Origin of the sequence: Chitinimonas lacunae (assembly GCF_042650885.1) — a bacterium.
Lineage (GTDB): Bacteria > Pseudomonadota > Gammaproteobacteria > Burkholderiales > Chitinimonadaceae > Chitinimonas_A > Chitinimonas_A lacunae.
The window spans coordinates 2,401,707-2,414,446 of sequence record NZ_JBHSBU010000001.1 but is presented as its reverse complement, the minus strand read 5'-3'; the positions used below and the strand labels follow the sequence as shown (position 1 = coordinate 2,414,446).

Here is a 12,740-nt window from a genome sequence, read left to right as displayed (position 1 = left end):
TCGGAGATGGACATTTGTTAGATTTTTATTTTTCTTTCATATGGCGCCATGTGTCTTGCGGATATATGGCGCAGTATTTGAATAATGCGTGGGCGCCGTGGATGACGCGGCGCAGCGCTTCAGCCGGACGGTTGTTCCGATAGCCGGCGCGATCAGGCAAAATAGCGCCCCGAATTTTGCATTTCCATGTTTTATGAACATGGAATATCGCGAATAATTTTCCGTTTTTTTTATTTTCGGCCTCGAATCCAGCAATGCGGCGGCTTCGTCCTTCCGTCGCGAGGACAATCAGCATGAGCAAGATCACCGAAGTGGCGGCGGGTATTCTGATACGACCCGACGGCGACTTCCTGCTCGGGTCGCGGCCCGAGGGCAAGCCTTACGCCGGCTGGTGGGAATTCCCCGGTGGCAAGCTCGAAGCCGGCGAAACCCCGTATGAGGCCCTGGTGCGCGAGCTGCGCGAAGAGATGGGCATCGAGGTCGAAGCGGCCACGCCCTGGCTGGTACAGCGTTTTGTCTACCCGCATGCCACGGTGAAGCTGCATTTCTTTCTGGTAAGTCAGTGGCGTGGTGAACCGCATCCGCATGAGGGTCAGGCCTTTGTCTGGCAGACAGCGGGCGCCACCACGGCCGAGCCGATCCTGCCGGCCAATACACCGATTCTGCGTGGGCTGGAATTGCCGCCCACGCTGGCCCTGTCCAATGTGGCAGAGCTGGGTCGGCAAGGCTGGCTCGATGCGCTGGAGCAGGCGCTCGCCGGTGGTCTGCGCTGGTTCGTGCTGCGCGAACCGCAACTGGCGCGGGCCGAATATCTCGATCTGGCCGCGGCGGCGCGGACGCTGGCGCGTCGCTATGGCGCGCGTCTGCTGGTCCATGGCGACCCGGCCCTGGTCGAGGAAGTCGGCGCTGACGGCGTCCATCTGCCGAGCCGTCTGCTGGCTGAAGTTAAAGAGCGGCCGCAAGGCTGGTGCGGCGCCTCGGTGCACGATGCGGCGCAACTGGCCCAGGCGGCCGAATTGGGACTCGACTATGTGATGTTGGGGCCGGTATTGCCGACGCTGAGCCATCCCGATGCGCCGACGCTGGGCTGGGACGGCTTTGCCCGTCTGGTCGAGCAAGGCTGGCCGCTGGCGGTCTATGCCTTGGGCGGCATGAGGCCTGAGTTCGTCGCCACCGCGCGTGGGCATGGCGGTCATGGCGTGGCCATGTTGCGGGCGGCCTGGCGATGAAACGCAGCCGCTTACTGCTGTCGCTGGCCTTTGCCGTGCTGAGCACGCTGGTGTTGCTGGGTGTCTGGCTCGATCGGCAACGCAGTGCGCCGGCACCGGCGATCCGGGCCAACTGCGCCGAGCTGCAACGCGGCTGCCGTATCGTGCTGCCCGACGCCACCGTGACGCTGCGGACCGACCGGGCGCCCTCGGCCTTGCATCCGTTCCGACTTGAAGTGACCGGTCTCAGCAGCCCCGCCACGGTGCGTTTTGGCATGGCCGGGATGGAAATGGGACCCATCGCTTTTCCGCTGTCGGCCGAAAATGGCCGTGCGGCGCTGACGGCGACCTTGCCGCTGTGCGTGCAGGGCCGTCGTGACTGGTTGTTATGGCTCGACCGGCCCGAAGGCCGGATCGAAGTCGCTTTTGTCGCGCAGGGCTGAACCCGGGTGGCCCCGCTGTTCGCGACTCCATACCCGTTTACTTTCGCACAATGCCGATGAAATCCGTTCTGATCGCCGCTGCCGCCGCGCTGCTGTATGCCAGCGTCCCGGCCGCCGCACTGCCTGCACCGCAGCCGCCCGAGATCGCCGCTCGTGCCTATCTGCTGGTCGATTTCCAAAGCGGTGCCACCCTGGCCGCCCGCGACCCCGATACCCGGGTCGAACCGGCCTCGCTGACCAAATTGATGACCGCCTACCTGACCTTTAAGGCGGTGCGCGAAGGCCGACTCAAGCTCGACCAGCAACTGACCGTGTCGGAAAAAGGCTGGAAGACCGAAGGCTCGCGCATGTTCCTTGACCCGAAAAAGCCGGCCACGGTGGCCGAGCTGATCCGCGGCATGATCGTGCAGTCGGGCAACGATGCCTGTATCACCCTGGCCGAAGCCATTGCCGGCAGCGAGGCCACCTTTGCCGAGATGATGAATCAGGAAGCGCGCCGGCTCGGCATGAAGGGTTCGCGCTATATGAATTCAACCGGGCTGCCCCATCCCGACCACTACACCACGGCGCGCGATCTGGCCGTGCTGTCGGGCGCCATCATTCGCGAATTCCCTGAGTTCTACCCGATCTATTCGCTCAAGGAATACCGCTACAACAATATCACCCAGCCCAACCGCAATCTGCTGCTGTTCCGCGACCCCGAAGTCGACGGGATGAAGACCGGCCATACCGAATCGGCCGGCTTCTGTCTGGTGGCCACCAAGCGCCATCAGAACCGCCGGGTGGTGTCGGTGCTGCTCGGGGCCCGTTCGGAAAAGATCCGCGCCGAGGAAAGCGCCAAGCTGCTGGGCTACGGCGTGCAGTTCTTCGAAACGCCCAAGCTGTTCACGGGTGGCGAAGCGCTGGCCAAGCCCCAGGTCTACAAGGGCGCCAGCGATACGGTGGCCGTCGGCTTCGATAGCGACCGTTATGTGACGCTGACCCGGGGCCAGTCGGGCCGTTTGCAGAAACAGATCGTACTGCGTGAACCGCTGATTGCGCCGCTGGCCAAGGGCCAACAGGTCGGCAGCGTGCGGGTGCTGCTCGACGGCCGGCCGCTGCTTGAGCTGCCATTGACCACGCTCGCCGCCGTGCCCGAAGCCGGTTGGTTCGGCCGCAGTGCCGATGCGGTGAAGCTGTGGTTCCGCTGAATGAGATGACGCTGCGGCGGGCTGTGCTGGCCGACGCCGCGGTATTGGCGGCCTTGGCAGGTGAGCTGGGCTATGCCAGAACGGCCGAGGAGATCGGTGCGACGCTGAGCCGCTTCGCCGCTCGCGACGATCAGGCCGTCTGGGTGGCCGAGCATAGAGGCCAGGTGCTCGGCTGGCTCCATGCCAGCGAGCGGCTGGCGCTCGAGTCGTCGCTGCGGGTCGAAGTGCTGGGACTGGTGGTGACGGCTGCCGCGCGCGGCAGCGGCATCGGCGCCCGTCTGCTGCTTGAGGCCGAAGCCTGGGCGCGCCTGCGCGGCGTGGCGGAGATCGAGCTGCGCAGCAATATCCGCCGCGAAGATGCCCATCGCTTTTACCTGCGTCAGGGCTATCTTCAGAGCAAGACCTCGTATACCTTCCGCAAGGCCTTATAAGGGCGTGGCATCGACCACGACGCTTGCCGGTCGGCTGGGGTGGCCTGTCGCAAGGAGGACGCATGATCTATCTCAACGGCGAATTCGTCGCCTACCAGGACGCCAAAATCTCGGCCTTCGACCGGGGTTGTCTGTTCGGTGATGGCGTGTATGAGGTCATTCCGGTCTATTCGCGCCGCCCGTTCCGGCTGGCCGAGCATGTGACCCGGCTGGAGGCGAGTCTGGCGGCGATCGGGCTTGATAATCCGCATCCGGCCGACGAATGGATCAGGCTGATCGAAGCGGTGATCGCGCAGCAGACCTTCGATGACCAGTCGGTCTATCTCCACGTCACCCGCGGGGCAGCCGGTTATCGGGATTTTCCGTTTCCACAACCGACCCAGCCGACCGTGCTGATTTTCTCGACCGAGCTGGTGACACCCGACGCCGCGCAAAAAGCGGCCGGGGTGCGGGCGCTGAGCCATGCGGACTTCCGTTGGCTGCGCTGCGACATCAAGTCGCTCAATCTGCTGCCGACCGTGCTGATGCGCGAACATGCCCGCCGCGCCGGCTGCACCGAGGTGGTGTTGTTTCGTGACGGCTGGCTCAGCGAAGGCGCGGCCAGCAATATCTTTGTGGTGAAGGATGGGGTGGTGCTGGCGCCGCCGAAATCGCAGCTGATGCTGCCCGGCATCACTTATGATCTGGTACTTGAGTTGTGTGTCGCCCACGGGGTGGCCCATGCGGTGCGCCCGATCGCCGAGCCCGAAGTGCGTGAGGCCGATGAGCTATGGATGACCAGTTCGACCAAGGAGATCCTGCCGATTGTCGAACTGGACGGCCAGGCAGTCGGCGCTGGCCGGCCCGGCCCGCTCGCGGCACAGCTCGATACGCTTTATCAGGATTTCAAGGCGCGCATCATGCGCCAGGGACTGCAATCATGACCGATAGCCAAGAAACATTGCTCGAATTTCCCTGCCGTTTTCCGCTCAAGATCATGGGCGAGCGGCACGATGAGTTTTCCCAGATCATTTTCGAGGTGGTTCGGCTGCATGCACCCGATGTGCAGGCAGCCGATGTGGAGATGCGGACCAGTTCCGGCGGCAAATATCTGTCGCTGACGGTCACGATCAATGCCACCTCCAAGCAGCAGCTCGATTCGCTCTATCTGGCCCTGACCGGCCATCCGATGGTCAAGGTGGTGCTGTAGACCGTGCCGGATGATTACCTGCTGCGCGCTGCGCGGCCCGATGAGGCGGCAGCGCTGACGGCGATTGCCTTTGCTGCCAAGCGCCACTGGGGCTACCCCGAAGCCTGGATCGCCGGTTGGCGCGACAATCTGACGGTTGAGCCGGCCGATATCGCCCGCGACCGTTTTGTGGTGGCCGAAAGTGGCGGTCGGCCGATCGGTTTTGCCGCGGTGGCTTACCAGGAAGGCCATGCCGAACTCGAGCATTGCTGGGTCGAGCCGCTGGCGATGGGACGCGGCATCGGCCGCGCCCTGGTTGCAGCCGCTTTCCGCCAGTGTCGCAGCGACGGTCGGCAACAGATGCTGATCGTCTCCGACCCCAATGCGGCCGCCTTCTATTACAAGCTGGGCGCCCGCCCGGTCGGCGAGGTCGATTCGACCCCGACCGGCCGCCGCCTGCCCTTGCTGCTGCTGCAAAACAGCGAGCCGATGCTGGCTTCGCCCGAGCTGGCGGCGCACTGGCTCGGCACGATCGACTATGAGTCGAGCTGGCGCACCATGCAGCGTTTCACCGACTGCCGCACCGAGCGCACCGGCGACGAACTGTGGCTGCTCGAACATCCGCCGGTCTTTACCCAGGGCCAGGCCGGTAAACCGGAACATCTGCTGCGCCGTGACGGGATTCCTCTGGTCCGCTCCGACCGCGGTGGTCAGATTACCTACCATGGGCCGGGCCAATTGGTGGTCTATCCGCTGCTCGATCTGAGCCGCCGCCGGCTCGGGGTACGCGATCTGGTGCGCCGGCTCGAGCAGAGCCTGATCGATCTGCTGGCGGACTTTGCCATCAAGGCCCATGGCCGCGTCGATGCGCCCGGGGTCTATGTGGGCGAGGCCAAGATCGCGAGCCTTGGTCTGCGTATCCGCCACGGCCGCAGCTACCACGGGCTGGCGCTCAATGTGGCGATGGACCTGGGGCCGTTTAGCCAGATCAATCCTTGCGGTTATCAGGGCATGGCCATGACCCAACTTGCCGATTTCGGCATTGAGGCTACGCCGTACTCGCTCGCGCCAAAATTGGCGGATAAAATCAATGCCTTGCTCGCGGTCGACGGCAGCGCTTCGCTGGCCGATTACGCCTTGAGCGCCCAACCTCAGCCGGAAAATCACCTGCCATGACCAGTCCCGTCGTCACCACGCCACCCGCCAAGGCCGAACAAGGCGTCAAGCTCAAAGGCGAGGCCAAGACCGCCCGCATTCCGATCAAGATCGTGCCGCTAGACCAACCCTTGCAGAAACCCGATTGGATCCGGGTGCGGGCGCCGAGCGGCAATCGCTTCTATGAGATCAAGGAGATCCTGCGCGAGCAGAAGCTGCATACGGTCTGCGAAGAGGCGTCCTGCCCCAATATCGGTGAATGCTTTGGCAAGGGCACGGCAACTTTCATGATCATGGGCGACATTTGCACCCGGCGCTGCCCGTTCTGCGATGTGGGCCATGGCCGCCCCAATCCGCTCGATGCCAACGAGCCGCGCCATCTGGCCGAGACCATCGCCGCCCTCAGACTGAAATACGTGGTGATCACCTCGGTCGACCGCGACGATCTGCGCGACGGTGGCGCCGGCCATTTCGCCGATTGCATCCGCGAAACCCGCGCGCTGTCGCCCGCTACCCAGATCGAAGTGCTGGTGCCCGACTTCCGTGGCCGGCTCGACGTGGCCATCGATATCATGACGGCCACGCCGCCTGACGTGATGAACCACAATCTGGAAACCGTCCCGCGCCTCTACAAGCAGGCCCGTCCGGGTTCGGACTATCTGCATTCGCTCAAGCTGCTCAAGGACTTCAAGGCCAAGAATCCGACCGTGGCCACCAAGTCCGGCATCATGGTCGGCCTTGGCGAAACCGATGAGGAAATCCTTGAAGTGATGCGCGATATGCGCGCCCACGACATCGATATGATCACCATCGGTCAGTATCTGGCACCGTCAAACAGCCATCTGCCGGTACTGCGCTATGTCCACCCCGACCAGTTCAAATTCTTCGAGGAACAGGCTTACGCCATGGGCTTCAAGCATGCGGCGGTGGGGGCTTTGGTGCGATCGAGCTACCACGCTGATCAGCAGGCGCATGGCGTGATCTGATTCAGCGTGTGAGTGAGTCTTACGGATAGGCCAGACTTTCCTTACCAGTACAAAACCGTGAGGTAGTTCACGGTTGCGCTTGGCCTGCCCCAAAACATGACCGCCTTGCAGCTGGCGCGGTCATTGTTGATGACATGTCGCTATCTTGTCAGATCATGGTACTTTCGCTGTTCCCGACCATCGATAGAAAATTCCTATGGCAAACCAGATTAACGAAAATTTTGCGGCGCGCACCGACGAGATGTGTCTGGCCCAGGTGATCAGCACGGTCGGTATGACTGCTCAAGGCGTCAATCCCATCGAGCCCGGCCTGCGCATGTTCGATCTGCACGAAGAACGGTTCGTCGAGAATCCCTCGGGCATGGAGCGCGATCTTGCAGCGGCGACGTCGTCGTCGTGGTTCAGCAAGTTGATGGGCAGTAACGACGACGGCAGAAGAGTGGTGCGGGTGTCCCAGTGGTGCGCCGATGGCGTGGCGCGCGCAGGTGGCCGCCCCTTGCCGGCATATTGGGTGCCGCAGGGCGGTTATTGTGATATCCCAATCAATCCGGGGGTCAATGATGGCCAGTTTGTGTTCACCCCCGACTTCAGCGGCTGCTCCATTCTGGTCGATCAGTTGAATGCCAATGAATATCGGGTCTATCACGTTCAAGGTGGCGACAACTACTTTCAGGACGAATATGCCGCTCAGCAAGACCACGGCATGGGATTGGCCGGCGCGATGACCTTCGCCGACTACGGCCTGAACGACCAGCCCCGCGCGGCCGCCTTCCTCAAGCACGACGGCGGCCGCTGGTACATCTACCATCAGTCGCAAAGCGGCGCGCCGGTGAATTACAACGGCAAGGTCGTCAGCAGCATGACCGCGCAAACCATCCGCCAAGTCCGCCGCACGCCGGTCGCCAACCTGCTGCGCGAAGTGCCGCGTACCAACATTGTCCACACCAATACGCCCGTGCCGGTGCCCGCCGCCGCCGCGAACTGGCGGGCGCCCAACGGTCTGCACGCCCAGGCTCAACGTCAACCGGTGCCGCCGCCCAGAACGCTGTAAGTAGGTCAGGGCGGTGTCGTCCGCAGGCATTCACCATGGAAAAGGCGAGTCGGCAGCTCGCCTTTTTGCGTTTATTTTTCCAAAAGTAAAAATAAACGCTGTATGTCTTGCTAAGTTTTTTCCGAATATTTTCTACTAGGTGCGCATCCGTTTAACCCGGCATCACGGGCAACTCGCTACTAACCCTGTGAAGCCGAGCCGACTCCATATTGACCGGATGCGTCAGGCAAATCGTCCGGACACAAAGCGTCAGGTTCAAGCCGATTAGCAAGGATTGCTGGCGACCCCGACTTAAACGGAAGTGCTCTATCAGAGGGCTGGCGTCTCAGAGCCCCCCGGTATGGTTGGCATCGACGTAGTTGCCGAATTCATCAATAAAGACGTACAGCGTCTTCTTGGCCGCGTTTTTCTCTTGTGGATTGGTATAAGTGATGACCCACATGCGGCCTTTGAACAGTTGCTTATTGGTGACTTCGGACGGTGTCAGCTTTTGCCAGGAGGCCGGCAGCTTCTTGTCTTGGATAAGCTGCTGCACGATCTGATTGCCGTGTGTCGCCGCGCTTTCCTTGGTCAACGGCGCCTCATCGCCGTGCGAGCCATGTGAGCCGTGGGCATTGGCGGTGACCGTGGTCAGTGCCAATACCGAGCTGGCGATCAGACATTTCCAGGACTTCATACGACCTCCTTCGGGTTAACGGACAGGGTAGGGCAACAAGTCAGCAAATAGGGATCAGAGACGGTAGAGCTTTTCATAGAAACCACTGGTCTGCACCGTGATTGTCACCGGGGTCTGACCACGGTTACGCCAGTACCAGCCATGGGTTCCATCAAAGGGTGCCTGGAACTGTCCATGAGCTTCGGTTTGATCACGACCTTTCCAATAGCTGGTGAATTCGTCCTGGGCGGCCTGCAGTTTCTCGCCGTGCATATCGACGCTTACCGCGCCGCCTTCGGCTTTCCAACTGAACATAAAGCGCTCGCCGGCCTTCATGCGGGCTTTTACCTCGATGCCCTGATTCGGTGCCAGCGTAACGGTCTGTACATCATTGCGATAAGGCGTCGGCGATTTCCACACTGCTGTCAGGGGTGAGCCCGCTGATGGCTCCAGACTACTCTCTGCAACGCGAGTAGCCGGTGTCTCAGCGTTGCCTGTACTGGCTGTCCCCGTACTTAGGGCCGTCAGTCCTAGTCGTGTACCGAGACCCGTAGGATCAACGCCATATTCAGCCGGGAGCACCACGGTAACGAGTAGAACAGCGGCGACGAGCAGCGCAATCGCGGTGAGCTTGGCCAGTTTCCGGGAGCTGGGGAGAAGGTCTTGCGGCAGAACAGTCGGATCGGTCATGGTTTAGCTCCCGGAGAGAAGGGCGTAACCGGTCAACTGGTAGCCGATCAAGATAAAGCCTGCTGACATCAGCGCCGTATTGGCCGCAGTTGCCTGCTGAGAGAAGGCTGAGGTACGGCGCCAGAAGTTCATCACGATCAGGATGGCGCTGAGCGCCAGCAGTTGACCGATTTCGACGCCGATATTGAAGGCCAGGATATTCGGCACCAGCCCATCCTTGGACAGGGTGAATTCCTGCAATTTGGTGGCCAGACCGAAGCCATGGAAGAAACCAAAGATCAGTACCGCAGCTTTGGTGTTGGGCTGAAAGCCCAGGAGGCGCTGGAATCCGCCCAGATTGTCGAATGCCTTGTATACCACCGACAGCCCGATGATGGCATCGACGATATAGGCATTGACGTGAGTGCCGCTCAATACACCGTAGAGCAGGGTGATGCTGTGCCCGACGGCGAACAGCGTGACATAGACGCCGATGTCCTTGGGCCGGTAGAGGAAGAAGATGACCCCGACCAGAAACAGCAGATGATCGTAGCCCGTCACCATATGCTTGGCACCGAGATAAATAAACGGGATCAACTGCATTCCCGTGGCGTTCTCGATAAAGCCCTTATCGTCCTCGGCTACGCCATGAGCGAACGCTTCGGCGCCCAGGCACAGTAGAAGCAGCACCCATAAAGCCATCCTGCTGTACTGGCAGCGCACACCCCAATGCCCAGGCCATACAGAAGACATATTGTGGATTCTCCAGTGTGCCTGCGGCACGGCCGAGGCAGTGAGTTAGCGATACTTGGCGATCTGCTTGAATTCGTCGAGCGTCTTTTGTGCCTCACCGTTTACCGCATCGATAATATGCGCCAGACAGTGGTCAATGTGAGCCTGAATCAAACGACGCATGCAAAATTGCGCTCGGCTCCCAGTACAGGACAGCGCGTTATGGACCATGGGGGTCTTGGGTATAGCTACATAACGTGGTGTAGAGTCTGGCGCAGGCATTCATCCGGATAAACCTTGTTCACAAGCTGGCGGAAAGAAGGATAAAGAAAAAGGCGAGCCGTAGGCTCGCCTTTTCATTTAAGTGACCACCTTAGTGAGCGCTGGGAAGTTCCGGATGCTCCATCCGCGTCGCGAACTCGGTGCCGCCTACCTTGACCGTGATATTGGACGGTCCGCTGATCGGCATGTAGTACACCAGGCTGATATCGAAGGTTTCACCGTTGGCCAGGGACTTCCAGGCTGGCAGTTTGACCGACAGCCGGTGATGATCGCCCTTGAGGCCGCCGACGTTGCTGCCGCTGTGACCGACCCTGACCACGCTGACCATGCCACCCGACCAATCCTTGAAGTTGGCCGGCGCTGCCGTCGGCACATCGAACAGGATTTCACTGCCCCCCGGCAGGGTATGGCCAGTATGGTTGGCAAGCCGCAGCGTGGGGTTGATCGGATAGTTCTGATCGCCCAGCTTATAACCCAGCAGTTCAAGCCGCAGATCGACACTCATGGCCGGCAGCGGTGCGGTACTGAGCCGGTTGCCGTAAGGGGTGGCGCCGGAGAAGGCTTCATGGAAGCGGTTGGTGAGGGTCGAGCCGATAAAGTATTCGCCCTGGCCGTTGTTGCGCTCGGGCGCCCAGCGGTAGTCACCTGCCAGCTCCCAGAACATCACCCCGCCCACCCCTTGATCGATCACCCACTGCGCCTTGCGTGCCACCGACTGCTCGTCCTCGGTCGACAGGAAAACCTTCTTCTCGGCATTCCATAACCAGGGCGCTACCAGGGTAGCGTCGTAATGGCGGACGTAACGGCCACTGAGCCGATCTTCCGGATCACCCGCCGGGTCGAGCCCATAACTGGCAAGATAGCTGCCAGCGATGCCCTGTTCCAGATTCTTGGCGTGCCACATCGGATTCGAGCCGGCACCCATCTCGCGGCCCTGTTCGTCGAGGTCGTGCCACAGATTGTCGATGCCGCGCGCACCGTCGCCGCAGCGAACCGTGCCGGTCGGGCAGTTGCTGCCAAGCGAGGTGCCCCATAGACCGTTGTTGCCGCCTTGGACGTTGCGCCAGCCACGGGTGTAGTAAGGCACACCGATATTGATCCGACCAGCCTGCACCGCCCCACGATAGTAGTGGTAGGCCCAATCGGTATTGAGATAACCGATACCGCCGAATTCGGCCGTGTTGTAGACATTCCAGCGTGCCAACTCGCCATCGCGGCCGTCGTCGAACAGCGCTGCGTTCGGTCCGACAAACTCGTTCCAGGCGCCGTGCAGGTCGTAGGACATCACGTTGACGAAGTCCAGATAGCGCAGGGCCTGGAAGTTCTCCATCCCGCGCAGCAGATAACCCGAAGCCGGCGCGGCAATGGTCACCAGATAATATTTGCCGTCCTGTGCGGCAGCACGGTCGAGTTTTTCCCGCAGCGTCTTCATCAGCACGTTGTAGCTGCGGTTCAGACCCCCACGGCGGGCATTGGCCACCGCAGCATCGAGCGGGTTGCCGGCGTCGTTCATCGAGGTCGGATATTCATAATCGATATCCACCCCATCAAAACCATACTGGCGCAGGAAAGCCACCACCGAGTCAGCAAAGGCATCGATCCCTGCCTGATTGACCGAGCCGTCGGCATTGGTGGTCATGGTGTAGAAGCCACCTGAATTCACCCGTTTCCCATCGGTCCCGAAATAGCCGCCTGTCTCGGCCCAGCCACCTACCGAGATCAAGGTTTTCACGTGCGGATAGCGCTTCTTGAACTTGTTCAGCAGATTGAAGTGGCCTTGGTAGGGAAAGGCCGGGTCCATCTCGGCACCGACCACACCGGGCCAGTTCATGCCGGTCGCTGCATTGTTGGGGTCGGCCGCGTTGCCGATCGAGATGCGGTTCTGACCATCGACATGGGCAAAGGCAAAGTTGATATGGGTGATCTTGTCCCATGGAATGTCTTTGACCAGATAGGCCGGACTGCCCTGCTTGCCCGTTCGCCACGAGGTGAAATAACCGATCACCCGACGCTTGGCCGCCCCCATCTTTTCACGCCCCTCGACGTCGTAGCTCAGACAGTAGGGGACATTGATACCGGGCGTGGCATGCAGCCCGTCAGGCTTGCAGGCTAGTGGCGTCGGAGTTGGTGTGGGCGTAGGTGTTGGAGTGGGCGTAGGCGTTGGAGTGGGTGTTGGAGTGGTCCCACAGTCACCGACCAGTTTCCAGGGTCCCCATTGGTCCTTGCCCGGCTCATCACCTTGGGTCCACCATTTGGCTTCCCATTCGCGTCCACCGAACACCACTCGCCGCCCACCTGCATAAGCCGCTGCCCGATTCCACAGCTCGTTGCCACAGGAAGGGGTTGGTGTGGGGGTTGGGGTTGGGGTAGGCGTTGGAGTCGGAGTCGGAGTCGGAGTCGGAGTCGGAGTCGGAGTCGGAGTCGGAGTCGGAGTCGGAGTCGGCGCGGTGCCGTCACAGCTATCTACCGGTTTCCATAAGGTGGTCGAGGCGGCAGGGTTCCAATTGGCACCGGCCCAGGCGGTATGGGCGACCAGGGCTTCGTAGAAGCGGCCTTGGTAGCTGACCCGATGACCTGCCTGATAACTCGCCCCTTCTGTCCACAGGGCGCAGGTGGCGCGTGGCAGTGTCACATCATTGGGAGCAGCTTGGACCGTTATCGCGCTACAGGCCATGACACAGGCGAGCCAGAGCGGAGACGGAGAGAAAAGGGAACGCATGGGTATCTCCTGGGGATGGTTATCAGTGTAATAAGACAACTTTGATACCAT

General features: G+C 61.2%; 14 protein-coding genes and 1 pseudogene. 10 read left to right on the top strand and 5 right to left on the bottom strand.

Annotated elements, in window-relative coordinates; translation table 11 throughout:
- Window positions 1–25 precede the first annotated feature (25 nt).
- Window positions 26–295, bottom strand: coding sequence for a hypothetical protein (locus ACFOW7_RS10040; RefSeq protein ID WP_378163713.1), 270 nt, complete (start codon window positions 293–295; stop codon window positions 26–28).
- Between ACFOW7_RS10040 and ACFOW7_RS10035 the strand changes: the two genes are divergently transcribed.
- The 10 genes and pseudogenes from ACFOW7_RS10035 to ACFOW7_RS09990 all read left to right on the top strand — a co-directional run bounded on the left by ACFOW7_RS10035 (window position 294) and on the right by ACFOW7_RS09990 (window position 7,632).
- The gene (locus ACFOW7_RS10035; protein WP_378163711.1) at window positions 294–1,229 is read left to right on the top strand and encodes a Nudix family hydrolase; all 936 of its coding nucleotides are present in this window, start codon (window positions 294–296) and stop codon (window positions 1,227–1,229) included. The genes ACFOW7_RS10040 and ACFOW7_RS10035 overlap by 2 nt on opposite strands.
- On the top strand, window positions 1,226–1,651 hold the full coding sequence (locus ACFOW7_RS10030; protein WP_378163709.1) for a hypothetical protein: 426 nt from the start codon (window positions 1,226–1,228) through the stop codon (window positions 1,649–1,651). Before ACFOW7_RS10035 ends, ACFOW7_RS10030 begins: the two co-directional genes overlap by 4 nt.
- A 56-nt stretch (window positions 1,652–1,707) precedes the next feature.
- Complete coding sequence (locus tag ACFOW7_RS10025) at window positions 1,708–2,841, top strand: D-alanyl-D-alanine carboxypeptidase family protein (RefSeq protein ID WP_378163707.1); 1,134 nt, start codon at window positions 1,708–1,710, stop codon at window positions 2,839–2,841.
- Window positions 2,829–3,272, top strand: a complete 444-nt coding sequence (locus tag ACFOW7_RS10020) for a GNAT family N-acetyltransferase (RefSeq protein ID WP_378163704.1) — start codon at window positions 2,829–2,831, stop codon at window positions 3,270–3,272. Before ACFOW7_RS10025 ends, ACFOW7_RS10020 begins: the two co-directional genes overlap by 13 nt.
- A gap of 62 nt (window positions 3,273–3,334) precedes the next feature.
- Entirely contained in the window at window positions 3,335–4,195 is an 861-nt protein-coding gene (locus tag ACFOW7_RS10015; protein ID WP_378163702.1) for a D-amino acid aminotransferase, read from the top strand.
- Entirely contained in the window at window positions 4,192–4,461 is a 270-nt protein-coding gene (locus tag ACFOW7_RS10010; RefSeq protein WP_378163700.1) for an HP0495 family protein, read from the top strand. Before ACFOW7_RS10015 ends, ACFOW7_RS10010 begins: the two co-directional genes overlap by 4 nt.
- A gap of 3 nt (window positions 4,462–4,464) precedes the next feature.
- A pseudogene (locus ACFOW7_RS10005) lies at window positions 4,465–4,857 on the top strand (GNAT family N-acetyltransferase); the annotation flags it as partial.
- A 72-nt stretch (window positions 4,858–4,929) separates the two neighbouring features.
- Window positions 4,930–5,616, top strand: coding sequence for a lipoyl(octanoyl) transferase LipB (gene lipB / locus ACFOW7_RS10000; RefSeq protein ID WP_378168003.1), 687 nt, complete (start codon window positions 4,930–4,932; stop codon window positions 5,614–5,616).
- Window positions 5,613–6,581 (top strand): lipoyl synthase, encoded by a 969-nt coding sequence (gene lipA, locus ACFOW7_RS09995; RefSeq protein WP_378163698.1) that lies wholly within the window; start codon window positions 5,613–5,615, stop codon window positions 6,579–6,581. Before lipB ends, lipA begins: the two co-directional genes overlap by 4 nt.
- 196 nt (window positions 6,582–6,777) lie before the next feature.
- Window positions 6,778–7,632 carry a hypothetical protein gene (locus ACFOW7_RS09990; RefSeq protein ID WP_378163696.1) on the top strand — a complete coding sequence of 285 codons (855 nt, stop codon included), beginning with the start codon at window positions 6,778–6,780 and terminating at the stop codon, window positions 7,630–7,632.
- A 325-nt stretch (window positions 7,633–7,957) separates the two neighbouring features.
- Here the strand turns inward: ACFOW7_RS09990 and ACFOW7_RS09985 are convergent, their stop codons facing one another.
- From ACFOW7_RS09985 to ACFOW7_RS09970, 4 genes are all read right to left on the bottom strand, one after another.
- Window positions 7,958–8,308, bottom strand: coding sequence for a DUF6488 family protein (locus ACFOW7_RS09985; RefSeq protein WP_378163695.1), 351 nt, complete (start codon window positions 8,306–8,308; stop codon window positions 7,958–7,960).
- A gap of 54 nt (window positions 8,309–8,362) precedes the next feature.
- Window positions 8,363–8,977: a hypothetical protein gene (locus ACFOW7_RS09980; protein ID WP_378163693.1), complete on the bottom strand. Its 615-nt coding sequence runs from the start codon at window positions 8,975–8,977 to the stop codon at window positions 8,363–8,365.
- A 3-nt stretch (window positions 8,978–8,980) separates the two neighbouring features.
- Window positions 8,981–9,646: a HupE/UreJ family protein gene (locus tag ACFOW7_RS09975; RefSeq protein ID WP_449252222.1), complete on the bottom strand. Its 666-nt coding sequence runs from the start codon at window positions 9,644–9,646 to the stop codon at window positions 8,981–8,983.
- A gap of 415 nt (window positions 9,647–10,061) precedes the next feature.
- Complete coding sequence (locus tag ACFOW7_RS09970; protein ID WP_378163691.1) at window positions 10,062–12,689, bottom strand: glycosyl hydrolase family 18 protein; 2,628 nt, start codon at window positions 12,687–12,689, stop codon at window positions 10,062–10,064.
- Window positions 12,690–12,740 lie beyond the last annotated feature (51 nt).